This is a genomic window from Streptomyces monomycini (genome assembly GCF_022271435.1).
GTDB classification, from domain to species: Bacteria; Actinomycetota; Actinomycetes; order Streptomycetales; family Streptomycetaceae; genus Streptomyces; species Streptomyces monomycini.
In genome coordinates, this window is sequence record NZ_JAFIQY010000044.1 from 18,281 (window position 1) to 41,700 (window position 23,420).

28 protein-coding genes are annotated in these 23,420 nt (G+C 72.1%); 13 read left to right on the forward strand and 15 right to left on the reverse strand.

The features are described 5' to 3' along the window. Positions 1–127: 127 nt before the first annotated feature. Positions 128–1,012 carry an SCO6745 family protein gene (locus tag JXZ78_RS33480; RefSeq protein ID WP_030017207.1) on the forward strand — a complete coding sequence of 295 codons (885 nt, stop codon included), beginning with the start codon at positions 128–130 and terminating at the stop codon, positions 1,010–1,012. A 91-nt stretch (positions 1,013–1,103) separates the two neighbouring features. Here JXZ78_RS33480 and JXZ78_RS33485 read toward each other — a convergent pair whose 3' ends face one another. The 3 genes from JXZ78_RS33485 to JXZ78_RS33495 all read right to left on the reverse strand — a co-directional run bounded on the left by JXZ78_RS33485 (position 1,104) and on the right by JXZ78_RS33495 (position 2,896). Next, the gene (locus JXZ78_RS33485) at positions 1,104–1,667 is read right to left on the reverse strand and encodes a Clp protease N-terminal domain-containing protein (RefSeq protein WP_030017208.1); all 564 of its coding nucleotides are present in this window, start codon (positions 1,665–1,667) and stop codon (positions 1,104–1,106) included. Next, a complete protein-coding gene (locus JXZ78_RS33490; RefSeq protein WP_030017209.1) occupies positions 1,667–1,876 on the reverse strand; it encodes a helix-turn-helix domain-containing protein in 210 nt (69 codons plus the stop codon). Before JXZ78_RS33490 ends, JXZ78_RS33485 begins: the two co-directional genes overlap by 1 nt. Positions 1,877–2,113: 237 nt before the next feature. Continuing rightward, positions 2,114–2,896, reverse strand: a complete 783-nt coding sequence (locus JXZ78_RS33495; protein ID WP_238783543.1) for a TetR/AcrR family transcriptional regulator — start codon at positions 2,894–2,896, stop codon at positions 2,114–2,116. Positions 2,897–3,032: 136 nt separating this feature from the next. Between JXZ78_RS33495 and JXZ78_RS33500 the strand changes: the two genes are divergently transcribed. Beyond that, complete coding sequence (locus tag JXZ78_RS33500) at positions 3,033–3,314, forward strand: hypothetical protein (protein WP_030017211.1); 282 nt, start codon at positions 3,033–3,035, stop codon at positions 3,312–3,314. Between the two features lie 29 nt (positions 3,315–3,343). Here JXZ78_RS33500 and JXZ78_RS33505 read toward each other — a convergent pair whose 3' ends face one another. Further along, positions 3,344–3,955, reverse strand: coding sequence for a short chain dehydrogenase (locus JXZ78_RS33505; protein WP_030017212.1), 612 nt, complete (start codon positions 3,953–3,955; stop codon positions 3,344–3,346). Positions 3,956–4,083: 128 nt separating this feature from the next. Here JXZ78_RS33505 and JXZ78_RS33510 point away from each other — a divergent pair, with 128 nt between their 5' ends. Then, positions 4,084–5,022, forward strand: coding sequence for a LysR family transcriptional regulator (locus tag JXZ78_RS33510; protein WP_050501967.1), 939 nt, complete (start codon positions 4,084–4,086; stop codon positions 5,020–5,022). Here JXZ78_RS33510 and JXZ78_RS33515 read toward each other — a convergent pair. The 3 genes from JXZ78_RS33515 to JXZ78_RS33525 all read right to left on the reverse strand — a co-directional run bounded on the left by JXZ78_RS33515 (position 4,970) and on the right by JXZ78_RS33525 (position 8,046). After that, positions 4,970–5,656 carry a HutD/Ves family protein gene (locus JXZ78_RS33515; protein WP_030017214.1) on the reverse strand — a complete coding sequence of 229 codons (687 nt, stop codon included), beginning with the start codon at positions 5,654–5,656 and terminating at the stop codon, positions 4,970–4,972. The two genes, JXZ78_RS33510 and JXZ78_RS33515, sit on opposite strands and share 53 nt — an antisense overlap. A gap of 31 nt (positions 5,657–5,687) precedes the next feature. Next, entirely contained in the window at positions 5,688–6,650 is a 963-nt protein-coding gene (locus JXZ78_RS33520) for a zinc-binding dehydrogenase (RefSeq protein WP_030017215.1), read from the reverse strand. Between the two features lie 139 nt (positions 6,651–6,789). Continuing rightward, positions 6,790–8,046, reverse strand: a complete 1,257-nt coding sequence (locus JXZ78_RS33525; RefSeq protein ID WP_030017217.1) for an NAD(P)-dependent malic enzyme — start codon at positions 8,044–8,046, stop codon at positions 6,790–6,792. 538 nt (positions 8,047–8,584) lie between these two features. On the opposite strand from JXZ78_RS33525, the gene JXZ78_RS33530 reads away from it, so the two are divergent. The 3 genes from JXZ78_RS33530 (at position 8,585) to JXZ78_RS33540 (ending at position 11,362) form a co-directional block, all read left to right on the forward strand. Beyond that, positions 8,585–9,559 (forward strand): ABC transporter substrate-binding protein, encoded by a 975-nt coding sequence (locus JXZ78_RS33530; RefSeq protein ID WP_030017219.1) that lies wholly within the window; start codon positions 8,585–8,587, stop codon positions 9,557–9,559. Between the two features lie 85 nt (positions 9,560–9,644). Further along, positions 9,645–10,592, forward strand: a complete 948-nt coding sequence (locus JXZ78_RS33535; protein ID WP_030017220.1) for an amino acid ABC transporter permease — start codon at positions 9,645–9,647, stop codon at positions 10,590–10,592. A 17-nt stretch (positions 10,593–10,609) separates the two neighbouring features. Next, positions 10,610–11,362 carry an amino acid ABC transporter ATP-binding protein gene (locus JXZ78_RS33540; RefSeq protein WP_078623906.1) on the forward strand — a complete coding sequence of 251 codons (753 nt, stop codon included), beginning with the start codon at positions 10,610–10,612 and terminating at the stop codon, positions 11,360–11,362. 102 nt (positions 11,363–11,464) lie between these two features. On the opposite strand, the gene JXZ78_RS33545 is transcribed toward JXZ78_RS33540, so the two are convergent. Beyond that, a complete protein-coding gene (locus JXZ78_RS33545; RefSeq protein ID WP_030017223.1) occupies positions 11,465–12,226 on the reverse strand; it encodes a class I SAM-dependent methyltransferase in 762 nt (253 codons plus the stop codon). 79 nt (positions 12,227–12,305) lie between these two features. Between JXZ78_RS33545 and JXZ78_RS33550 the strand changes: the two genes are divergently transcribed. Then, positions 12,306–12,935: a CGNR zinc finger domain-containing protein gene (locus JXZ78_RS33550; RefSeq protein WP_030017224.1), complete on the forward strand. Its 630-nt coding sequence runs from the start codon at positions 12,306–12,308 to the stop codon at positions 12,933–12,935. On the opposite strand, the gene sodX is transcribed toward JXZ78_RS33550, so the two are convergent. Beyond that, positions 12,839–13,303 (reverse strand): nickel-type superoxide dismutase maturation protease, encoded by a 465-nt coding sequence (gene sodX / locus JXZ78_RS33555; RefSeq protein WP_033036972.1) that lies wholly within the window; start codon positions 13,301–13,303, stop codon positions 12,839–12,841. The two genes, JXZ78_RS33550 and sodX, sit on opposite strands and share 97 nt — an antisense overlap. 186 nt (positions 13,304–13,489) lie before the next feature. Here sodX and sodN point away from each other — a divergent pair, with 186 nt between their 5' ends. From sodN to JXZ78_RS33580, 5 genes are all read left to right on the forward strand, one after another. Continuing rightward, a complete protein-coding gene (gene sodN / locus JXZ78_RS33560) occupies positions 13,490–13,885 on the forward strand; it encodes a superoxide dismutase, Ni (RefSeq protein ID WP_030017226.1) in 396 nt (131 codons plus the stop codon). A gap of 196 nt (positions 13,886–14,081) precedes the next feature. Further along, positions 14,082–14,681, forward strand: coding sequence for a chemotaxis protein CheB (locus tag JXZ78_RS33565; RefSeq protein WP_030017227.1), 600 nt, complete (start codon positions 14,082–14,084; stop codon positions 14,679–14,681). Further along, the gene (locus JXZ78_RS33570; RefSeq protein ID WP_238783544.1) at positions 14,681–16,549 is read left to right on the forward strand and encodes a CheR family methyltransferase; all 1,869 of its coding nucleotides are present in this window, start codon (positions 14,681–14,683) and stop codon (positions 16,547–16,549) included. Before JXZ78_RS33565 ends, JXZ78_RS33570 begins: the two co-directional genes overlap by 1 nt. Before the next feature lie 27 nt (positions 16,550–16,576). Next, positions 16,577–17,434, forward strand: coding sequence for an ANTAR domain-containing protein (locus tag JXZ78_RS33575; RefSeq protein ID WP_030017230.1), 858 nt, complete (start codon positions 16,577–16,579; stop codon positions 17,432–17,434). Positions 17,435–17,457: 23 nt separating this feature from the next. Continuing rightward, positions 17,458–18,177 carry an ANTAR domain-containing protein gene (locus tag JXZ78_RS33580; protein ID WP_030017232.1) on the forward strand — a complete coding sequence of 240 codons (720 nt, stop codon included), beginning with the start codon at positions 17,458–17,460 and terminating at the stop codon, positions 18,175–18,177. Positions 18,178–18,287: 110 nt separating this feature from the next. Here the strand turns inward: JXZ78_RS33580 and JXZ78_RS33585 are convergent, their stop codons facing one another. Next, complete coding sequence (locus JXZ78_RS33585) at positions 18,288–19,247, reverse strand: LysR family transcriptional regulator (protein ID WP_238783545.1); 960 nt, start codon at positions 19,245–19,247, stop codon at positions 18,288–18,290. Positions 19,248–19,471: 224 nt separating this feature from the next. On the opposite strand from JXZ78_RS33585, the gene snpA reads away from it, so the two are divergent. Then, a complete protein-coding gene (gene snpA / locus JXZ78_RS33590; protein ID WP_030017234.1) occupies positions 19,472–20,119 on the forward strand; it encodes a snapalysin in 648 nt (215 codons plus the stop codon). A gap of 180 nt (positions 20,120–20,299) precedes the next feature. On the opposite strand, the gene JXZ78_RS33595 is transcribed toward snpA, so the two are convergent. The 5 genes from JXZ78_RS33595 to JXZ78_RS41190 all read right to left on the reverse strand — a co-directional run bounded on the left by JXZ78_RS33595 (position 20,300) and on the right by JXZ78_RS41190 (position 23,372). Then, positions 20,300–20,845: a GNAT family N-acetyltransferase gene (locus JXZ78_RS33595; protein WP_238783546.1), complete on the reverse strand. Its 546-nt coding sequence runs from the start codon at positions 20,843–20,845 to the stop codon at positions 20,300–20,302. A 25-nt stretch (positions 20,846–20,870) separates the two neighbouring features. Further along, entirely contained in the window at positions 20,871–21,614 is a 744-nt protein-coding gene (locus JXZ78_RS33600) for a GAF and ANTAR domain-containing protein (protein ID WP_030017236.1), read from the reverse strand. Between the two features lie 167 nt (positions 21,615–21,781). Next, positions 21,782–22,141, reverse strand: a complete 360-nt coding sequence (locus JXZ78_RS33605; protein WP_030017237.1) for an STAS domain-containing protein — start codon at positions 22,139–22,141, stop codon at positions 21,782–21,784. Positions 22,142–22,413: 272 nt separating this feature from the next. Continuing rightward, the gene (gene crcB / locus JXZ78_RS33610) at positions 22,414–22,788 is read right to left on the reverse strand and encodes a fluoride efflux transporter CrcB (RefSeq protein WP_030017238.1); all 375 of its coding nucleotides are present in this window, start codon (positions 22,786–22,788) and stop codon (positions 22,414–22,416) included. Beyond that, positions 22,785–23,372 (reverse strand): fluoride efflux transporter FluC, encoded by a 588-nt coding sequence (locus JXZ78_RS41190; protein WP_078623902.1) that lies wholly within the window; start codon positions 23,370–23,372, stop codon positions 22,785–22,787. Before JXZ78_RS41190 ends, crcB begins: the two co-directional genes overlap by 4 nt. Between the last annotated feature and the right edge of the window lie 48 nt (positions 23,373–23,420).

Below are 23,420 nucleotides of genomic sequence, written 5' to 3' on the forward strand. Positions count from 1 at the left end.
CAGACCCTCGCACGGCTTTTTGCCCGACGACGGGATCTGCCGTAGGAAATCGCAGACCTGTGGCCGTGTCCGCCTTTACAGTCAACTCTCCTTGTCTGAACGGATCTTGAAGGCCAAGAGGTAAGCGATGTCGGAATACCCTGCCGTGGCCCGCCGGATGTGGCGCCAGCTGGAGCCCGTCCACGCCATTCTCTACTTCGCACCGGAGGCGTTCGAGGAGGCGGCGGCACTCGGCTACGACACCGATTCCCGCTGGCCCAGCTACTTCGCCTGGCGCACGGCGCCGCTCGGTGCGGCGGGTCCCGAGCTGGTGGCCGCGACGTTCTACAGCTTCAGTCCGCGGATGATCGCCCGGTACGTGCCGGCGATCTGGTCGACGGCGGCGCCCGGCAAGGTCCTGGACGCCCGGATGCAGGCGGTGGACCGCATAATGACCGGTCTGACGAGAGCCGCCCGGATGTCCGCCGCGCAGATCGCCGAGGCGGCCCGGCTGGCCCGGCAGGCCGCCGAGAACGCCTCGACGGCCGCCCGCCCGCTGGCCGCCGCCAACCGCGACCTGCCCTGGCCGGACGCCCCGCACCTGGCGCTCTGGCACGCCATCACGGTGCTGCGCGAGCACCGCGGCGACGGGCACGCGGCGGCCCTGCTGACCTACGACCTCGAACCGTGCGAGGCACTGGTGTCGTTCGCCGCGATCGGCGCCGTGCCGAAGGCCAACTTCAAGGGGCGCGGCTGGACGTCGCAGGAGTGGAGCGCCGCGCACGACCGGCTGGCCGCGCGCGGCTGGATCGACCCGGCCGGGCGGCCGACGGACCGGGCGCGCGAGGGCCGGGACGACGTCGAGCGCATGACGGACCGGCTGGCCGCCGCGCCCTGGCGGGCGCTGGGCCGGTCCCGCGCGGAACGGCTCGCCCAACTGCTCAATCCGCTGCTGGGCGCGGTCTCCGAGGCCGGGCTGCTGCCGCGGCACGGTACGTCGGGGATCGGGGCGGTGAAGGTCGCGTACCCGTAGCGGGCGGCGGGCCTTTGTCCGCCCGCCCGCACCCGCCCGCCCCGCACCCGCCCGCCCCGCACCCGTCCGTCACGCCACCGCGGCGGGCCCCTCACCCCGCCGCGGCCCGCTCCCCCAGCGCCCGTACGACATCGGCGTGCTCGACGCCGTGTTCGGCCAGTACGGACGCGGCGAGGCCGGGACTGGACACCATGGCGAGCAGCAGGTGTTCGTCGCCGATGTGCTTGTCGCCGCGGCCGAGCGCGACGCGCAGCGACCGTTCCAGTACCGCCTTGGCCTCCGGGCGGAACGGTCCGCGCAACGAGCGCCCGCGGCGTCCCTTCGGCGCGGAGGCGGAGTCCAGCGCGCCGGCGCCGTGCGCCCGTTCCACCCGGGTGACGACCTCCGCCACGTCGATGCCGAGCCCGGCCAGCGCCTCCGCGTCGGCGGCCGTCAGGCCGCCCCGCCGGCGGGCCTCGTCCAGCGACCGTTCCACGGACGCCCGGCGCTCGCGTACCCCGAGGGCGGCGAGCGCCTCGGCGCCCGGGGAGCCGCGGCCGTCCAGCAGGGCGAGCAGCAGCTCCCCCTCGCCGACCGTGCCGGGGCCCGGCCGTACCGCGTAGGAGGGGGCGCCGCGCACCACGTCGCGGGCGCTCGCCGTGAACCGTTCGAACATCAACGCCTCCCGTGCTTCTTGTGGACCGCCTGCCTGCTGACGCCCAGCTCGGCGGCGATCTCCTGCCACGACCAGCCCTTCACGCGGGCGCTGCGCACCTGTACGGCTTCCAGCTGCTCCAGCAGCCGGCGGAGCGCGGCCACCGCACGCAGGCCGATCCGGGGGTCCTGGTCGCCCGCCCGCTCGGCGAGCTTCGTTGCTTCGCTCATGATGTCAATGTAGGTTGACGCACGCCTCGCGTCAACGGTGGTTGACGGTCGGCCACTGTCGTGGACGGCCGGCGACGCGCACCGGCAACAGGTCCGCCATCGGCATTCCACCGCCGTCACCCATGCCGACGAGTCGATTCCCGGCGTCCGCCGACCCGGAGCGTTTCGAGCCGTCCCGATACGGGCGCCACCGCGGCTACGCCGTCCGGCGGACCCCCGGGCGACACCCCGGCCGGTTCAGGCGAAGATCCGGTCGAGGTGGTAGTCGATGGTGTGCCGGACCTCCGCCATCGTGCGGCGCCCGTGCAGTACGTCGAGGCCCAGCCCGGAGACACCCGACACCAGCAGGTCCGCCTCGCGTGCGGGATCGACGCCGGGCCGTACGCCACCGGCCTCCCGGATCAGGGTGGCGACCAGGGACTCCACCACCTGCTCGCCGTGCAGGAAGACCTCGGCCATCGCCGGATCGGTCAGACTGCGGACGAAGTACGCCGTGAACACCCGCAGCGCCAGCGCGCGTTGCGCGTCCAGCGGGAGGAACTCGACCAGCACGGCGCGCAGTACGGCCCGCAGATCCCCGGCGTCGTGCAGGTCCGCCATGCGCGCGCGGGCCCGCCGGTCGTTCTCTTCGTGCAACATCCGCAGCGACTCGACCAGCAGCCGGTGCTTGCTGCCGAAGTAGTACTGCACCACCCGCAGCGACACCCCGGCCTCCGCCGCGACCTCGCGCATGCTCGCCGACTCCAGGCCACGGGCGGCCGCGATCCGCCAGACGGCCTCGGCGACCTCACGCCGCCGCCGCTCCCGCGCGCCGCCGGCGGGCGGCCGGGTGACCTCTACGGCCTCCACGGGCGCGGAGCGTTCGCGACGGTCCTCCGCAGCCGTACGGGCCGCCTTCTTGCGCCGCCGGTACGCCTTCGCCTGGCAGCTCCGCGAACAGTACGCGGGCGGGCGGCCGCGGACCGCCTCGGGCAGTCCGGCACCGCAGATCCGGCACTCGGCCGTCTTTTCGTCACGCACACGTAGAGCGTACCGCGCCACGAGGAAGCGTGACGAATATCAGACGAGGCAGGGTTAGTCAAGGCAGGGAGGGCGAAACTTTGATACGGTCGTATCCACGAGCGGAGACATACCGGCACGGAACGGGGAGACGACCATGAATGAAGCCTGGTACCGACTGCTGTCCATCCTGGTGTTCACCGCGGGCTTCTGGGAGGGCCCGGCGGCCGTCCTCCACCGGATCATCGGTGACGACCGCGGCCACCCCATGCGGCCCGTCAACTACCTCGACGCGCCATGGAACTTCGTCGCCTCGGGCGCGGCGATCGCCGTCACCGTCGTCCTGCTCGCCGTACTGGACAAGGGGCGCGAGAAGGCACTCGCCCGCGAACGCGGCGCCGGGGACGCCCGCGCGCACGCGGGCGCGCACACGGACTGAGCGCCCGCGTCCGCGCCCGCCTGCGGCCGTCACACCGGCTCGTAGACCTGCCCGGTCTGTCCGCCCTCGACCGACCGCACGTACGCCGCGGCCACCTGCGCCAGGTCGACCGGCTTGACGCCGGGGAAGAAGTCCCCGTACTCCGCGAGGGATTCGGTGAACACGGTCGGACCGACGGCGTTCACCCGCTGCGGGGCGATGTCGAGCGCGGCGGCCCGCACGAACGCCTCCACCGCACCGTTGGCCATCGCCGCGGCGCTGCCGGTGGGGATGGGATCGCGGGAGCTCACCCCGGTGATCAGGGTGAAGGAGCCGCGCCCGGCGATCCGGGCGGTGCCCTGGCGCACCAGCTCGATCTGGCCGAGCACCTTGCCGCGGAAGCCCGCCGCGTAGTCCTCCGCGGTCATCGCGGCGACCGGCTTGTACGGGGTGTCGCCGGCCGCGCTCACCACGGCGTCCAGGGTGCCGGCCCGTTCGGCGGCCCGGTCGTACGCCTCGGTGACCTGCGCCGGATCGGAGATGTCCAGCCGCAGGTCGCCGCCGCGGCGGCCGACCGTGATGATCTCGTGGCCGCGTCCGGCCAGCGTCTCGTGTACGGCGGCGCCCAGCTTGCCGGTCGCGCCGATCAGCAGAATCCTCATGCCGCCGACGCTAGGCCGGGCCGTCCGGGAGAGGGAAATACCTTCCGTACGGGATTTATGCTCGGGGGACATGAAGGGTGGGCGGCCCCTGGCGGGCGGCCCGGCCGGGGCGCGGACGGAGGCGTGCGGTGAACGTGGAGTTGCGGCATCTGCGGGCGCTGGCCGCCATCGGGGACGAGGGCACGATCACCGGCGCGGCGGCGGTCCTGCGCGTCAGTCAGCCCGCGCTCTCGCGCACCCTGGAGCAGTTGGAGAGCCGTCTGGGCACCTCGCTGGTCGAGCGGACCACCCGCCGGCTGCGGCTCACCCCGGCGGGGCGGCGGCTGCACGAGCACGCCCACCGCATCCTCACCCAGCTCGACGACGCGCTGGCCGAGGCGGTGGCCGGGCCGCGCCCGCTGCGCGTCGGCTTCGCCTGGGCCGCGCTCGGACGGCACACCGTGCCGCTGCTGCGCGAGTGGCGGGACGGTCATCCCGGCGAGCCCGTCGAGGTGCACCGGCTCGACGACGCGGAGGCCGCGCTGCGGCGCGGCACCGTCGATCTCGCCTTCCTGCGGACCGTCCCGGCGGACGACGGGGCGCTGGACACCGTGGCGCTGTACCGCGAGCCCCGGTTCGCCGCCCTGTGCGAGAGCGACCCGCTGGCCGAGGAGGCGGCGGTCTCGCTGGCCGGCCTGACGCACCACGCCATCGCCCTGTGCGCCACCGCGTGCACCACCAGCGCCGCGCTGTGGCCTGCCGGCCGGCGTCCACGCAGCACCTTCGAGGTCGCCAACGTCGACGAGTGGCTGACCATGATCGCGACGGGGGCGGCGGCCGGGGTGACGGCCGAGGCCACCGTGCACAGCCATCCGCACCCGGGGGTCCGTTACGTACCGGTCACCGACGCCGGCCCGGTCACGGTCCTGCTGGCCCGCCCCCGGACGGCCACGCACCCCGCCACCGACGCCTTCACCACCCACGCGCGGCACACCCTGCGCTGTGCCGGCGCGACCGGCACCCCGGGTACGGACGCTACGCGGACGCCTCCGGCCGCCGGGCGTCCGGATCCGCCGTCCGTACGGTGAGGGTGACGACGGCCGTGACCCCGTCGGCGTGCAGCGAGACGCCCGCGTCCGCGGGCATCAGCGCGGCGTCGTACCGCTCCAGCGTCGTGCGGGTGTGACCGGAGCCGGCCCCGGACAGCCGCGTACGGCCGGAGTCCGGTCCGTCCAGCCACGTACGCCCGGACAGCGCGACCACCAGCCGCGCCCGCCGCTCCCCGGACGTGTCCCCCACGTCTCCCACGTCCCCCGGCCGCGACTCGGCGGCGCAGCGGACATAGCTCCCCCGTGCCACCTCCACGATCGCCGTCGCACGCCCACGCCGCAGCATGACATTGAAGTTGACGACCGGCCCGTCCAGGAGGCGGCAGCCGGTCGGTGCGTCGCCGGGGAAGGCGAACGGGCAGTACGGGCCGGGCAGTACGTGGCGGGTGCCGTCGACGGTCAGTTCCAGTCCGGCGCCCTCGGCCACCGTCAGGACGCGGTCCACGCCGGGCAGCGCGGAGTACGGGCCGTCGCGGCCCACCTCGGCCAGGCTCACCCGCCAGTCGAAGGCGTCCCAGCCCGCGCCGGGCGGTGCGGCGGCGATCTCCCGCGTCACCCCGCCGCCGTTGCTCCAGGCCGTCGCCGTCCGCCCGGCCGCACGCAGCACCCGCACCCGTCCCGCCTCTCCCGGTCTCTCCCCCGCCTCAGACCGTCAGGACGACCTTGCCGAACATCTCGCCCTCGGCCAGCTTCGCGAAGCCCTCGCGGGCCCGGTCCAGCGGCAGGGTGGTGTCGATGACGGGCCGGACGCCCTTGGCCGCGCAGAAGTTCAGCAGCGAGGCCAGCTCGTCCTTGCTGCCCATGGTCGAGCCGACGACCTTCAGCTCCAGGAAGAAGATGCGGTTGAGTTCGGTGCGCTCGGGGTGGAAGCCGCTGGTGGCGCCGGAAATGACGAGCGTGCCGCCGGGCTTGAGCGACTTCACCGAGTGCGACCAGGTGGCGGCGCCGACCGTCTCGATCACCGCGTCCACCCGCTCGGGCAGCCGCTCGCCGCTGGGCAGCGCGGCCTCGGCGCCCAGCTCCACGGCGCGCTTGCGCTTGTCCTCGCTGCGGCTGGTGGCGAAGACCCGCAGCCCGGCCGCCGCGCCCAGCACGATGGCCGCGGTGGCCACGCCGCCGCCGGCGCCCTGGACGAGCACGCTGTCCCCGGGCCGTACCCCGGCGTTGGTGAACAGCATCCGGTACGCGGTCAGCCAGGCGGTCGGCAGGCACGCGGCCTCGGCGAAGGACAGCTCCTTCGGCTTGGGCAGCACGTTCCAGGCGGGGACGGTGACCTGTTCGGCGAAGGTGCCCTGGTAGCGCTCGGTGAGGATGGAGCGCGGCTCGTCCGGGCCGACGCCGTGGCCGCTCTGGCCGATCACCGAGTGCAGCACGACCTCGTTGCCGTCCTCGTCGGTGCCGGCCGCGTCACAGCCGAGGATCATGGGCAGCGCCTCCTCGCCCAGGCCCACGCCGCGCAGCGACCACAGGTCGTGGTGGTTGAGGGAGGCGGCCTTGACGTTGACGGTCGTCCAGCCGGGGCGCGCGCCGGGGGCGGGGCGTTCCCCCAGTTCGAGGCCGTTCAGCGGCTGGTCGCGGTCGATGCGGGCGGCGTAGGCAGCAAACATGATCCCAACGTAGGGCGCACGGGGGCCGGGCGGTACCGGACCGCGGTGTGACACGCGCCGCGCCGCGGTCAGTCCCTCGCCGGCGCCGGCGCAGTGAAAAGGCCCCGCCCGGAGGCGAGGCCTTCCCACGGACGCGGGGTCAGCGGCGCGCGACGCCCTCCGCGCGGGCGGCGGCCGCGACCGCCGAGGTGACCGCCGGGGCGACCCGCTCGTCGAAGGGCGACGGGATGACGCACTCGGCGCTCAGGTCGTCGGCGACCACCGAGGCCAGCGCCTCGGCGGCGGCCAGCTTCATGCCCTCGGTGATCCGGCTGGCGCGGACCTGGAGGGCGCCGGCGAAGATGCCGGGGAAGGCCAGCACGTTGTTGATCTGGTTCGGGTAGTCGCTGCGGCCGGTGGCGACGACGGCCGCGTACTTGTGCGCGACATCCGGGTGGATCTCCGGGTTGGGGTTGGCCATGGCGAAGATCAGCGCGTCCTTCGCCATCTTGGCGACCGCCTCCTCCGGCACCGTGCCGCCGGAGACGCCGATGAAGACGTCCGCGCCGTCCAGGGCCGTCTCCAGGGAGCCGCTCAGTCCGGCCTTGTTGGTGAAGGAGGCCAGCTCGCGCTTGACGTCGGTCATGTGCTCGTCGCGGCCGGCGGTGACGATGCCCTTGCGGTCGCACACCGCGACGTCACCGATGCCCGCCTCGACGAGGATCTTGGCGATGGCGAACCCGGCCGCGCCGGCGCCGGAGATGACGGCGCGCAGCTGTCCGAGCGAACGGTTCGTCAGCTGGGCGGCGTTGCGCAGCGCGGCCAGCGTGACCACGGCGGTGCCGTGCTGGTCGTCGTGGAAGACCGGGATGTCCAGGCGCTCCTGGAGCTTGCGCTCGATCTCGAAGCAGCGGGGCGCGGAGATGTCCTCCAGGTTGACGCCGCCGAAGGACGGCGCCATCCGCACGACGGTCTCGACGATCTCGTCGGCGTCGGTCGTCGCCAGGGCGATCGGCACCGCGTCCACGCCGCCGAACTGCTTGAAGAGGATGGCCTTGCCCTCCATCACGGGCAGCGACGCCTCGGCCCCGATGTCACCGAGGCCCAGCACCGCGGTGCCGTCCGTGACGACGGCCACGACCTGGGACTTCCAGGTGTAGTCGTGCACCAGCTCGGGTTCTTCGGCGATGGCGCTGCACACCTTGGCGACGCCGGGCGTGTAGGCGAGGGAGAGGTCCTCGCTGTCGCGCACCGGGACGGTCGCCTGGATCGCCATCTTGCCGCCGCGGTGCAGGAGGAAGGCGGGGTCCTGGCACTGCCGCTGCCCGCCGTCCGGTCCGGAGCCGGGCGCACCCTTGGCGTCCGTGTCCGCGTGCGTGTTGCCGCCGTCATGGGCCTGGGCGGTCTTGGCTGTCACTGGTTCAACCCCTTTGTTCGTCAATCAGTTGAGGGTGTCCACTCCCTGGTCAAGGGGTGGGCGGGCACCGCGTCCGTGCCCTGCGCGACGGATGGCCGTCCCGCGGGGGGAGGTACGGACGCCGGGCGCGCCGCACGCGCGCCCTGAGCCCCGGATGAGGGGTGTAACGAACCTTTCTACCGGACGGGCGCGGGCCCCGACGAGTCGGATTCGTTACCCATGGGTCACCTCTGGGGTCACAACTTCGGCATTAGGGGTGAACACCGCGAACCATAGGAAGTTCCCCGCGCTCTGTCCGTACTGCGAGACGCGGACCCGTACGGCCGGGCCCTTCGCCCTCCAGTTGGCGCGCACCACCCTAGGGACACCTGGGTTGTACGGCTTCGTCCCCCTCCGTTATCCGATTTTGACCTGGACGGCAGTCCGGATAGCGGTGTCCGGATGGCAAGATTCCGTCACCGAACGAGGTCGCGACGCCCGAAGGTGTGTGCCCGGCCCCTGCTCAGTCGGCATCTCCCTCATCCGCAGGAGGATCAGCATGACCGCACGCCCCACCCGTCGCCCGGCCCCCGGCAGGTCTCGTTCAGCCGTGGCCGCCGCGACCGCGGTCGCGGCCTCGCTGCTGCTGCTCAGCGCCTGCGGCGACCAGACCGACGCGGCGATCGCCAAGCGCGAGGCGGCCAAGAACCGCAACCCCGACGCCCCGCTGTACAAGCTCCTGCCCAAGGAGATCCAGGACAAGGCAATGATCCAGGTCGGTTCGGACATCACCTACAAGCCGGTGGAGTTCCGTACCGACGGCAAGGTCACCGGCATCGACCCGGACCTCGCCGCCGCGCTGGGCGAGGAGTTGGGGGTCAAGCTCAACTTCAACAACGCCACCTTCGACACCCTCATGGGCGGCATGAAGTCCAAGCGGTACGACATCGCCATGTCGGCGATGACCGACACCAAGGCCCGCCAGCAGGGCGTGGACAGCACCACCGGCAAGAAGGTCAGCGACGGCGTCGACTTCATCGACTACCTCGACGTCGGCGTCTCGATCTACACGCAGAAGGGCAAGACCCAGGGGATCGACGGCTGGGAAGCGCTGTGCGGCAAGAAGATCGCGGTGCAGCGCGGCACCGTCTCGCACGACCTGGCCAAGGACCAGTCCAAGAAGTGCGAGGAGTCCGGTACGGACGCGATCTCCATCGAGGCGTTCGACAACGACACCGAGGCGCAGACGCGGTTGCGCACCGGCGGCGTGGACGCGGTCTCCAGCGACTACCCGGTCGCGGCGTACGCGGTCAAGACCTCCGGCGGCGGCAACGACTTCCAGCTGGTCGGCGGCGCGCCGGTCAAGGCCGCCCCGTACGGCATCGCGGTGCCCAAGGACAGCCCGAAGCTGCGCGACGCCCTGAAGGCGGCCATGGAGGCCATCGTCAAGAAGGGCAGCTACGCGCAGGTGCTCAAGAAGTGGAACGTCACGGACGCCGCGGTCAAGGAAGTGAAGCTCAACGGCGGCAGCTGAGCGCCTGCCCGAGCCCCGCCCGCCCGCGTGCCCGCCCGGCCGCGCACGGCCCGTCCCTCCCGCCGAACGCTGAAAGGCAACACCCGTGTCAGTTGACGTCGACAAGCCGGCCCAGCCGCCGGCGGACGCCCCGCCGCCCGCTCCCGAGCCGATCAAGGCCATTCCCGTCCGGCACTACGGGCGCTGGGTCGCGGCGCTGGTCGTCCTCGTGCTGCTCGCCCTGCTCGTGCGGGCCTTCGCCGCCGGCAAGGTCAACTGGGGCGCGATACCCGAGTACATGTTCAACGCGGACATCCTGCGGGGTCTGCGCAACACCCTGATCATCACGGTGCTGTCGATGGTCATCGGCATCGTCCTCGGCGTGGTCCTGGCCGTGATGCGGCAGTCGAAGAACCCGGTGACCTCGACGGTCGCGTGGTTCTACGTCTGGTTCTTCCGCGGTACGCCGGTCTACGTCCAGCTGTTCCTCTGGTTCAACCTGGGCCTGGTCTTCCAGTACATCGACATCATGCCGATCTACAAGGACGAGTGGTCGGACTTCATGACCCCGTTCCTGTGCGCGCTGCTGGGCCTCGGGCTCAACGAGGCCGCGTACATGGCGGAGATCTGCCGCGGCGGCCTGCTCGCCGTCGACGAGGGACAGACCGAGGCGGCGCACGCGCTGGGCATGAGCCACGGCAGGACGCTGCGCCGGATCATCGTGCCGCAGGCGATGCGGGTGATCGTGCCGCCGACCGGCAACGAGGTCATCAACATGCTCAAGACCTCCTCGCTGGTCATCGCGGTGCAGTACTACGACCTGCTGCAGTCGGCGCAGAACGTGGGCCGCGACGCCGGTCCCGTGGTGGAGATGCTCGTCCTGGCCGCGGTCTGGTACCTGATCGCCACCTCGGTGCTCAGCGTCGGCCAGTACTACCTGGAGCGCTACTACGCCCGCGGCGCCAGCCGCCAGCTGCCGCCCACGCCGGTCCAGCGGCTGCGGGCCAGGCTGTCCGGCGGTGCCAACCGTTCGTCGGCCGGAGGTGCCGCATGACCAGCAAGTCCACCCCCATGGTCAAGGCCGAGGGCGTCCACAAGTCCTTCGGCACGGCCCACATCCTCAAGGGCATCGACCTGGAGGTCGCGCCCCGTGAGGTGTTCTGCCTGATCGGCCCGTCCGGCTCCGGCAAGTCGACGTTCCTGCGCTGCATCAACCACCTGGAGAAGATCAACGCCGGGCGGCTGTCGGTCGACGGCGAGCTGGTCGGCTACCGGGAGGCCAACGGCAAGCTGTACGAGCTGCGCGACCGCGAGGTGGCCGCGCGCCGCCGTGACATCGGCATGGTCTTCCAGCGCTTCAACCTCTTCCCGCACATGACGGCGCTGGAGAACATCATGGAGGCGCCGGTCCAGGTCAAGGGCGAGTCCAAGGCGACCGCCCGGGAGCGCGCGGGCAAGCTGCTGGACCGGGTCGGCCTGGCCGACAAGGCCGGCAACTACCCCTCGCAGCTCTCCGGCGGCCAGCAGCAGCGCGTCGCGATCGCCCGCGCGCTGGCGATGGAGCCGAAGCTGATGCTCTTCGACGAGCCGACCTCGGCGCTCGACCCGGAGCTGGTCGGCGATGTGCTGGACGTGATGAAGGACCTCGCGTCGGACGGCATGACGATGATCGTCGTGACGCACGAGATGGGCTTCGCGCGCGAGGTCGGCGACTCGCTGGTCTTCATGGACGACGGTGTGGTGGTCGAGTCCGGGCACCCGCGCGACGTGCTGGGCAAGCCGCAGCACGAGCGCACCAAGTCGTTCCTGTCGAAGGTGCTCTGACCCGGCGGGCAGGGCCGTACGCCCCACGCGACGGGCGGTACGTACGGGCGCGGCAGGCGCTCCGGTACGTACCGCCCGATCGCCGGACGAACCGTACGCGCGCTACTTCAGCCCGAGGACCAGTGCGTCCGAGGGCGAGCGCCACACCGCGCGTGCCTCACCGAAACCGGACTCGCGCAGCACCTCGCAGTGCCATGCCACCGAAGGGGTGTCACCGTCGGCGTGCTCGCCGTAGATCTCGAAGCGCTCGGCGGTCGGCCCGGCGAGCACCGGGTCGGCGGCCGCCTTGTCCCACCAGGCACGCCAGTCCAGGGCGCCCGCCGCCTTGGCCTCCTCCTGCCGCGCGTGCCGGAAGGCGCGCTCGGCCGCGTCGATGCGCGGAGTGTCCCCTTCGGGCATGTGGTCGGCGTTCATGAAGACGCCGCCTTCCCTGACCAGCCCGCCGAGCTGCCCGTACAGCCCGCGCAGCGGCCCGGTGTGCATCCAGTGAAGGGCCGTGGCGGTGAGTACGGCGTCGTACGAGTCGTGGGGCAGGGCGTCGGTCCACCGAGGGTTCTTGAGGTCCGCGCGGACGAACGTCACCCGGTCGTCACCCGCGAAGTGTCCGCCGGCGATGGCCAGCAGGGCCGGGTCGAGGTCCACCCCCACGCTGACCGCCTTGGGGAAACGCTTGAGCAGCCGGTCGGAGATACTGCCCGTGCCGCAGGCCAGGTCCAGCACCCGCGGCTCGGTGCCCACCAGGGCCTCGACCATGTCCAGCATCACGCGGAACCGCTCCTCGCGGTCCGGCATGTACCACTCCTGCTGGCGGTCCCAACTGTCCTGCCACCCCTGCCAGTCAGTACCGACGACGGTCTCGGTCATACCGTTACCTCCAGGCCGTAATACCCTCGTAGCAACAACACCTCTTACGAACACTAGACCGCGCCCGTAAGGACTACAAGTGGAACTGGCCTATTACTCGGACTATGCCGTTCGCCTGGTCAACACCGAGCAGCCCGAGCGCGGCGGCGACACCCTGACCTCGGTCGAGGCCGTCCGCGAGCTGTTCGGGCCCGCCCAGCAGATGGCCCGCCGGGCGAACGAGAGCGACGTGACCCGCCTGCGCGGTGTACGGGCCCGGCTGCGCGCCGTCTTCGAGGCGGCGGACGAGGGGGACGAGGTACGGGCGGTGGACCTGCTCAACGCGCTGATGATGGAGTTCCCGGTCAGTCCGCAGGTCTCCGGGCACGAGTTCCGCGACGAGGACGGCCGCCCCAAGTGGCACCTGCACATCGCCGACCACGCGGCCAACGCCACCGCCGGCTACACCGCTACCGCCTCCATGGGCCTGGCCTTCCAGCTCACCGAGCTGGGCGTCGACCGGCTCGGCATCTGCCAGGCACGCCCGTGCCGCAACGCCTACCTCGACACCTCGACCAACCGCTCCCGGCGCTACTGCTCGGACCGCTGCGCGACCCGCGCCAACGTCGCCGCCTACCGGGCCCGCAAGCGCCTGGACAGCGAGCGGTCGGCCCGTACCGGGCGCACCGCCGAGACCACCCAGGACAGCGCGCCCGACAGCGAGCGCTGAACACCGCGCGGCGGCCGCACCCGCACCCAGGCACGCGCGATCACCAGCTCGTCGGGCACCACCCCGAACTCGCGGCTGTCGTTCTCCACGAACGGATTGTCCCCCTGGACCCACCAGCCGCCGTCGCGCCGCTCGACGGCCCGTTTGACGATCAGCAGGTCCTGCCGGAACGGGTGCCGCAGGACGACCACGTCACCCGCCCGCACCACCGCCCCGTACTGCACCACCAGCTGGTCGCCGGGCCGCAGCGTCGGCACCATCGACGGGTTGTAGACCTCGGCCAGGCCGAAGGCCCGCAGCAGTCCGCCGCGCTCCCGCCCGTGCTCCTCCCCCTGCTCCGGCCCGCGCTCTTCCACCCGCTCCGGCATCCCCGTCACACCTCCCGGTCCCAGCCCGGCGACCACCACGGCCCGGACGCCCGTCACCGGTCCCATCCTCCATCAGACCCGGCCCGGAACCGGCCTTTTGCCCTAAGACCCCGAGCCACCCGAGAAAAGCCTTCCCGCGGCGAGTAATCTCGCACCTGAGAAGACGATCACGAGGAAGGACTGAACATGCTTTCCCGCCTGTTCGCCCCCAAGGTGAAGGTCAGCGCCCACTGCGACCTGCCGTGCGGCGTGTACGACCCGGCCCAGGCCCGTATCGAGGCCGAGTCGGTCAAGGCCGTCCAGGAGAAGTACCAGGCCAACGAGGACGCGGACTTCCGTACCCGCGCCGTCCTCATCAAGGAGCAGCGCGCGGAGCTGGCCAAGCACCACGTCTCGGTGCTGTGGAGCGACTACTTCAAGCCGCCGCACTTCGAGAAGTACCCGGAGCTGCACCAGCTGGTCAACGACACCCTCAAGGCGCTGAGCGCCGCCAAGGGCTCCAACGACCCGGCGACCGGTCAGAAGGCCCTGGATTACATCGCCCAGATCGACAAGATCTTCTGGGAGACCAAGCAGGGCTGACCCGCCCCGCGCCACGGCGGCCGCCCGTCCCGGCACCGGGATGCGCGGCCCCCGTGGTCCGCACCAGCACCGCACCCGGTCCGCGGGGCGCCCACCACAGGCGCCCGCGCGGGCCGGGTGCGGCTGTTTCCGTGTTTCCGCACGTTGGCACGTCCGCGTACCCGCCGCCCGGCCCGGCTTTCGATAGGCTCGGAACGTGACGACAGACCGCAGCGCAGCGGACCATTTCGAGGTCGTGGCCCTCGCGTCGTCCGCGGGCGGCATCAAGGCCCTGACCGCAGTCCTCGGCGGCCTGGGACCGGACCTGCCGGTTCCGGTCCTGGTGGTGCAGCACCTCGACCCACGGCACCGCACCATCATCGCCGAGGTGCTCACCCGGCGTACCGCGCTGCGGGTCAAGCTGGCCGAGGCCGAGGAGCGGGCCCGGCCCGGCACGGTCTACATCGCACCCCCCGACCGGCACCTCCTGGTGGGCCCCGGGGGTACGCTGACGCTCTCCGGGAGCGAACTGGTCCACTTCCTGCGTCCCTCCGCCGACCTGCTCTTCGAGTCGGTCGCCGGGGCCTACGGGGCGCAGGCGGTCGGCTGTGTGCTGACCGGGACCGGCAGCGACGGCGCCATGGGGGTGGACGCCATCAAGTCACGCGGCGGCACGGTGATCGCGGAAGATCCCCGTACGGCCGAGTTCAAAGGAATGCCAGAGGCAGCGGTGGGTACGGGATCGGTCGACTTCGTGCTGCCCCTGGAAGAGATCGCCGCGGTGATCCGCGGTCTTGTCGAGACCAAGAGGCAGTGATGGGTCAAGCTCGGGATGTCGAGACGGACGAGGAACTGGAGCAGCTGCTCGGGTTTCTGAGGGACGCCCGCGGATTCGACTTCACCGGCTACAAGCGCTCGTCGCTGGGCCGGCGCATCCGCAAGCGGATGGCGGACGTCGAGACCGAGTCCTACGCGGACTACCGCGACCGCCTGGAGACGAACGCCGACGAGTTCAACGCGCTCTTCAACACCATCCTGATCAATGTGACGTCCTTCTTCCGCGACCCGGACGCCTGGACCTTCCTGCAACGCGAGGTCGTACCCGAGCTGCTCGCGGACACCCCCGCCGACGAGGAGATCCGGGTCTGGAGCGCGGGCTGCTCCAGCGGCGAGGAGGCCTACTCCCTCGTCATCATGTTCGCCGAGGCACTCGGCGTCGAGGAGACGCTGAACCGGGTCAAGATCTACGCCACCGACGTGGACGAGGAAGCGCTGCGCGACGCCCGCTCCGGCCTGTACACGGCGAAGGCGCTGGAACCCCTCTCCCCGGAGCTGCGCGACACCTACTTCGAGCAGAACGGCACCCGTTTCAACTTCCGCACCGACCTGCGGCGCCGGGTCATCTTCGGGCGGCACGACATCACCCGGGACGCCCCGATCTCCCGGCTGGACCTGCTGGTCTGCCGCAACGCCCTGATGTACTTCAACGTCGAGGCGCAGCGGCAGATCATCGACCGGTTCCACTTCGCCCTGCGCGAGCGCGGCTTCCTCTTCCTCGGCAAGGCGGAGATGCTGCTGAACGACGCCGAGCGGTTCGAAGTGCTCAGCATGCGTCAGCGAGCCTTCCGCCGGCGCCCCGGGGACGCCGGTCCGCCGTACCACTCGTCACCGGCGAAGGTCCGGGTGGGGGTGGGCCCCGAGAAGCTGACCACCGCGGCCCGCAGCCGGCAGCTGCGCGACCTGATCCTGGACGCCAACCCCGCCCCGGCCATCGCGGTCGACGGCGAGGGCACCGCCGTACTGATCAACAGCCAGGCGCGGGCCCAGTTCGGTCTGACCTCCAACGACATCGGCCGGCCCTTCCAGGATCTGGAGATCTCCTACCGCCCCGTCGAGCTGCGCTCACTGATCGAGCAGGCCACCCACGAGCGCCGCACCCTGCGGGTCAACGGCGCCGAGCGGCGGGTCGGCGAGGAGATCCAGTACTTCGACATCCTCATCCAGCCGCTGATGGGCTCCAACGGTCTGCTGGCCGCCACCAACATCACCTTCTCCGACGTCACCGTCGCCACCCAGCTGAAGTCGGAGAACAAGCGGGTACGCGAAGACCTGGAGACGGCGTACGAGGAGCTCCAGTCCACCAACGAGGAACTGGAGACCACCAACGAGGAACTCCAGTCGAGCATCGAGGAGCTGGAGACGACCAACGAAGAGCTCCAGTCCACCAACGAGGAGCTGGAAACCACCAACGAGGAACTCCAGTCGGGCAATGAAGAGCTGGAGACGATGAACGAGGAGATGCGCACCCGCACCGAGGAACTGGACGAGGCCCGTGCCTTCCTCGAAGGGGTCGTCACCTCCATCGCCGCGGGCGTGGTCGTCCTCGACAAGGAGCTGAAGGTCAAGAGCTGGAACCGCGGCGCGGTGGACATGTGGGGCCTGCGCCCGGACGAGGTGATCGACGAACCGTTCTTCTCGCTGGACTTCGGGCTGCCCACCGAGATGCTGCGCCCGGCCGTGGAGAAGTGCCTGGAGTCCGGCAAGCGGACGTCGCCCTCGCGGGTCTCGGCCGTCAACCGGATCGGACGGCCCATCACCTGCAACGTGCTCTGCTCCCCGTTCGACCGGCACAACGGCGGGGTCGTCCTGCTGCTGGAGGCGGACCGCGGCGATAGCGGCGACTGAGCGCCACCATGGGCGTACGCTGAGAACATGGTTTGGGGCCACCGCAGGGACGTCCAGGCACAGCTGGCGCGTCGCCGTGCGGCCAGGGCACGCCAGCGCGCTGAGCATGCCGTGGTCTGCGCCGAACAGCAGGAGATCCTGGCCGCCTCGGCCGGCGGGGACCTCCACCTCCATCTGGCGGACGCCTACCGGCGGTCGGCGGAGTGCCACCTGTCCTCGGCGCGCCTCCAGGACGCCTACGCCGACCGCTTGTCCGCGTGGCACGGGGACGAGACCAGCCGCCCGCGCTTCATGACCGGCGTCGCGGAGGCGTGCGGGACGACGAGCGCGGCGCTCACCCTGATGGGCTCCGACCACGACCAGCTCTCCGTCGCCTCGTCGGACGCGTCCGCCCGGGCCGCGCAGGACCTGGAATTCGTGCTCGGCGAAGGTCCGGCGCACGACGCCTCGGTGGGCGGCTGCCTGGTCTCGGCGGCCGGCCGGGCCATCGAGAGCCGCTGGCCCGCCTACGGACCCGCGCTGGCCTCCCTGGGCATCCGCGAGGTGCTCACGGCTCCGTTGCGGGCCGAAGGCAGCTGCATCGGCGCGCTCGCGGTCTTCGACCCGGGCGGCGGCACGGCCGCCGCCGACACGCTCACGGTGATCGCCGACGCACTGACCCGTACGGTGCTCCTCGGCCCCGACGCCGACCCCGAGCTGTACGAGGACGCCGACCACCGGGACTGCATCCAGCAGGCCGCCGGAATACTCTCCGTCCAGGCCGGCTGCCGGGTACAGGACGCGCTCGCCATGATCAAAGCGCGCGCTTTCGCCGACGGGCAGCCCCCGGACGCCATCGCCGAGCAAATCGTACGCGGCACGCTGAAACTCGCCCAGGGCAGCTGAACCCACCGAGGGGACCCCAACCCATGACCCCAGCTCCGCTCCACCTCGCCTCCGTCTTCGTGGAGCTGGCGGGCGGCGGAGGGCAGGGGGCGCCCGGCGTCCCCTCGCTGCTGAACCGGCTCACCGACCGCAGCAAGGAACTCCTCGCGGTCCGGGCGACGGCCGTGACCTTCTCCCCCCGGGCCCGTGCCGCCCCCTGGGTGGCGGCCTCCGACGCCGACGTACGCCGCCTCGAAACGGACGCGGTCGCCTGGGGCGAAGGCCCCGGCCCCGCCTGCCACCGCACCGGCCGGGCGCTCGGCGGTACGGCCCTGAGCGGAGCGGTGGCCCGGCAGCGCTGGCCCCGCTACGCGCCCCGCGCGCTCGCACTGGGCTGCACCCACACCGCCGCCCTGCCGATACGGGGTCATACCGGCCCGGTCGGCGCCCTGGTCCTGCTCGCCACCCGCCAGACCGCGCTGACCGGTGACCTGATGGCACTGGGCCAGTCGCTCGCCGACTTCGCCGCCGTGACGCTGCTGCGCGAGCACGAGGTGGAGGCGAGCCGCACCCTCGCCGCCCAGTTGGAACACGCCCTGACCACCCGGGTCGTCATCGAACAGGCCAAAGGAGCGCTCACCGCGCGGCACGACCTCTCCCCCGACGCCGCCTTCACCGTCCTGCGCGGCTACGCCCGTTCCCACCGGCGGCTGCTGACCGACGTGGCCCGCGAGGTGGTCGAGGGCGGGCTCGACCCGGAGTAGCGTCGCGCGCGCTCCGGGCAGGCCGTCCCGCCTGACCCAGCCCGGCGGGCACGCCCGCCGTCGTCCTCCAGGAGACGGCCGTACGCACCGGGTCGGGTCCGGCCTTCGCCTCACGTCCCGATCGGCAACGGCCCGTCGTGCCGTACGAGCCACTCGCGGTACGCGGTGCTCTCCCAGGCCACTTCCATGTAGGAGGCGGTCAGGTCGGCGAAGAGGGCGTCGGCGGGGACGGCCGGGGCGGCGCCGGGACGGTGGGCCATGAAGAGCCGGACGGCCAGCGGGTCGCCGCGCAGCGGGCGGACGACCATGCCGTGCCGGGGCCGGGAGGTCGGCTGGCAGGGGGCGACCACCTCGCCGGCCGCGACCAGGTCGGCCGCCGTGAGGTAGTCCCCGTGCACCACCCGGGGGTCCAGGCCCGCGGCCGCGAAGACCCGGCGCAGCCCCGTCCACTCGCCGTCCACCGACGGGTCGACCATCCACTGGTCACCGGCCAGCTCGGCGAGTTCGACCACCGGGTGGCGGGCCGCCGGGTGGTCGGCCGACAGGGCGACGAACTGCGGCTCCCGGGCGATCAGTTCCCGCTCGACGAGCCCGTCGGGCCGGCGCAGCGGCGCTCCCTCCACCTCGTGCACGAAGGCGACGTCGAGCTGGCCCATCGCCACCATCTGCAACAGCGCGTTGGCGGACACGTCGATACGGATGGCGGTGTCCGTGTCCGGCAGCCTGGCCCGCAGCCGTCGCAGCCAGCCCGCCACCGCCCGGCTGCTGGTGCTGCCGATGCACAGCCGGGATCCGCCGGCCCGCAGGGAGGCGGAGGCGATCTCGTCGACCAGTGCGCGCATGTCGGCCACTATCGGCCGGGCCCGGCTCAGCACCGAGTGCCCCAACGGCGTCGGCCGGCTGCCGGTCCGCTCGCGGAAGAACAACTGGCCGCCCAGGGCGTTCTCGATGCGGCGGAGCTGGGTCGTCAGGGAAGGCTGGGTCATGCCCAGCTGCCGCGCGGCCTTGCGTACGCTGCCCGCGTCGGCGATCGCGCACAGCGCACGAAGGTGCCTCACTTCGAGCTCCACGACCGGAGCATAACGACGTTTGCGCACGTCACACCAGACTCTTCGGGCACGCTCGGTCCGGCTTCCCCCTGGGGGTATCACCTGGTGCTATCACCACATGGCATCTCCGCGCCCTGGGTGATCTCGAACAGACTCTCCGGCACCAAGAGTTCATCCGCAGGGCCCCGGCCGCCGCCCCACACGGCGGCCGTACGGCCCCACGGACGATAAGGAGTCCCCCCCACATGAGATCTCCCAAGACGGCTCTGTCGGCAGCACTGGGCCTGGGCCTCGCCGCCACGCTGGCCGCCGCGGCCCCCGCGACGGCGACCACCGTCTCCGCCGCCCCCCAGACCCACCGGGTCACCGCCGCCGCGTACGCCGGTTCGGCCGCCGAGCAGGCCGACACCAAGGCGTTCTTCCAGGCCGTCATGAAGTCGGTCAAGGCCAAGCAGGCGGCCCACCCGAACCTGAAGGCCGTCACCGTCACCTACGACGCGAGCGCGGCCCCCACGTTCAAGAGCCAGATAGCGAAGAGCGCCCAGATCTGGAACGGCGCGGTGCAGAACGTCAAGCTCCAGGAAGGCAGCGGCGGCGACTTCCAGTACCGCGAGGGCGACGACGCGCGCGGCTCCTACGCCAGCACCGACGGCCACGGCAAGGGCTTCGTCTTCCTGGACTACAAGCAGAACCAGGAGTACGACTCGACCCGCGTGACCACGCACGAGACCGGCCACGTGCTGGGCCTGCCGGACCACTACGAGGGTCCGTGCAGCGAGCTGATGTCCGGCGGCGGCCCCGGCCCGTCCTGCACGAACTCCCAGCCGGACCAGACCGAGCGGGCCAAGGTGGACCAGCTCTGGGCCAACGGCCTCCAGGGCATACGTCCCTGACGGTCCGCGCCCCCGGCAGGTCCGGTAAGGCGTGACAACGCCACGGCCCCCGGAAACTACGGCGCGCGAGCGCCGCGGTCCGACAACGTCTACGCGCGCGGCGGGCTCCCCGGAGCCCTGCCGCGCGCGTACGCGTTCCGCGCCGCGCGCCCGGCGGTGTTCGTACCGTTGCGCCGTGCCTCAGTGCGCCAGCTCCCTGCTCCACGCCTCCAGTTCCGGTTCTCCGTCGTCTGACCGGCGCAGCCGGCCCGTGGGCTGCCACCCCCACGCCCGTACCGCGGAGCGCGCCGCACCGTTCGCCGTCTCGACGAGGGTGACGACCGCCGTCGCGTTGCTGCGGATCAGCAGGGTCTCCTGGAGCCGGGTGGCGACGTGGCCGCGCCGGTGCGCGGGCAGCACCATCAGCTCGGCGACGACGAACACCCGCCCCGACGCGGTCAGTTCCTCCAGCTCACGCGGTACCTGTCCGTTGAAGCCGTGCCACCACCGGCCGTCCCGCTCGGCGGGGAAACCGTAGGCACAGCCGACCAGCGCCGGGTCGCTGGCGATCACCATCTCGAAGCCGGGGCGCTGGATGTGCTCCGCGAACCGCTGCAGAAAGGCCCCCCGTCCGCGGAACTCCTCGCCCGAGGGGCCGCGGTACGCCTCGACGTACAGGTCGGCGACGGCCTCGCGTTGTGCCTCGGCCTGCCACCTGGTCAGGCGCCGTAAGAAGACTTCTGCCATCCGGTCCTCCACAGGGTCCAGGAAATCACCTTCGGTTGAGGAAGTACTCCATGACGAGGCCGCTGTCGAGCGTGCCGTCGACGACCTGGCGGGCCAGGTCCGGCAGCCGTCGGCGGTGGGCCCGGGCATAGGCCCGGAAGACCGTGAACGCCTCGTCCACGGTCGTCGTCCAGCGTTCGGCGAGCATGCCTTTGGCCTGTTCGATGACGACACGGGAGCTGAGCGCGTGCTGCAGCTGGGTCCGCTCGGCGTGGCTGCGCTCCAGGCTCTTGCACTGGACGGCGGTGACGGCCAGCAGGTCGGCCAGGGAGCGGACGAAGGCGCCGTCCTGCTCGCCGAGCGGTGCGGCGGTGCCGGAGAAGAGCGCCAGGACGCCGACGGTCCGGGAGCGCAGGCGCATCGGCAGGGCGTGTGCCGTCACATGGCCCCGTTCCCGCGCGAGGGCGGTGAAGTGCGGCCAGCGCGCGGCGGTGCGCGGGTCGGACAGGGCGATGTCCGTCTCGGCGGTGCCGCTGCGGTAGCAGTCGTCGTACGGGTCGCAGGCGTCCTGCGGGCCGTCCGGGCCGAGCAGCCGGGCGGTGTCGCCGGACTCGGCGACCACCCGCAGCCGGTGGTGCGCGTCGGCGAGGAGCACGGCGGCCGCGTCGGTGCCGAACAGGGCGGCGCAGTGCGCGCACAGACGGCTCAGCAGTTCCCCGCAGTCGACGTCGCCGACGAGTCCCTCGGGTAAGTCCGCCCACACCTGTGTCAGGGGTTCTTCACGGGCCATGGAAACCATCCCTTCCGCCTTCGACCGGTCGTGGCCCGTGTCCATCGTCTCTCGGATCGAAGCCGCACGGCTACTATGCCTCCGGCAAGCCTCCGGCGGGAGACCGCCTGCACCGTGGACCTCGGGTTCTGTGGCCGAGCCCCCGGTGGGGGCGCCGGACACGCGGGCTACGGCGAGCAGTTCGCCATCTGGTCGCAGCGTGCGTCCCGCACGCTCGCGTAGCGGGGGAAGCGGCCGGTCAGCCGGGTCGCCCTGAGCAGGATGGCGATGCCGCGGTGGGCGTGCACGACGCGCAGCCAGCCGCCCTGCTCGACGGCCCAGCTCTGCGCGGCGCACAGTTCCCGTAGCCCGGAGCAGTCCATGAAGGTCACCGCCCCGAGGTCGACGATCACCCGGGGCGGGCCGGTGGCGCGACTGTGCCCGCGCCGCAGCAGGGTGCGCAGGCGCGGGGCCGTCATGAGGTCCAATTCCCCTTCGGGCCGTACGACGTTGATTTTGTTGACACCGATCCGGTGGTGAAGGTCCATAGCGATCCCGCCCCTGAAATCAAACATGCCGCACTGACTGTTCTTCGTGCGAACCGGGGTCCGGGGCACCGCGCCATCAGCGTATTCCGGCTGGGCGTCGGGCGGCGGTGAAGAAAGGTTCCGTTCGAAACTCGGCCTCATTCGTTCACTCGCACGGGGGCCGCGTCGCACGGGCGAGCGCCATCCGGCCCACCCGGCCCGCCCGGTCACCCCCGTACCACTCCGGGCCCGCACAGACCTGCTCGAACCTGTTCAGACCTGCGCAGGGCCGCTCAGCCCCACAGCGCTTCGGCGAGAGCCGCACCGGCGGACACCGCGGCGAGGCCGGCGGCCACACTCGCCGCCACATTGGCGGCAGCCCGCCACCGCGCCCCGTCGGCGGCCAGCCGCAGCGTCTCGTACGAGAAGGTCGAGTACGTCGTCAGCGCTCCGCACAGGCCCGTCCCGAGCAGGAGGTACAGGTCCGAGGAGGCGGCGCCCGCCGCCACGGCACCGGTGACCAGGCCCAGCACCAGCGAACCCGCGACATTGACCGTGAACGTCCCCCAGGGGAAGGCCGTGCCGAGCCGGGACTGCACGAAACGGTCCGTCAGGAAGCGCAGCGGCGCACCGGCCATCCCGCCGGCCACCACGAGCAGCCAGTTCACCGCGCACCTCCGCGCCGGGTCAGGGCGTACCGGGTGCCCGCGTGCGCGGCCCACACCGCCGCCAGCGCGGCGAGCAGGGTGGCCGCCAGGTAGGCCAGGCCGAGCGGGAGCCGTCCGGTGTCGGTCAGATGCCGGACGTCCGCGGTGTACGTGGAGAAGGTCGTGAACCCGCCGAGGACGCCGGTGCCGAGGAACGGGCGCAGCAGCGGGTGGGGCGCGCCCCGCTCGGTGATCAGCGCCATCAGGACGCCCATCAGCGCGCAGCCGACGGCGTTGACCAGGAGGATCGTCGCGGGGAACGTCCCGGGGGCGGTGGGCCACAGCAGCGTGGCCCCGTACCGGAGGGCCGCGCCGACGCCGCCGCCGAGCGCGATTGCGCCGACGGCCGGCCATTGGCCCTGCCAGGGGGGCTGTGTACGGGAGTGGGCCGGGGCCGGGCGCTCTGCGGACGGCTCGGAAGCGCCGGTATGCGGGGAAGGCCGACCGGCGACGTGCGGGTCGGCGGCGTGCGCACCGGCAGGGTGCGGGGCGGATGAGCCGGGTGTGGCGTCGGTCGTCGCCGGGCGGGGGGCTCCGGTGGTCATACGTCTCCTACTCGCGCGGTGCGTGCAAGCAGGGACCGTTGGCGGCCT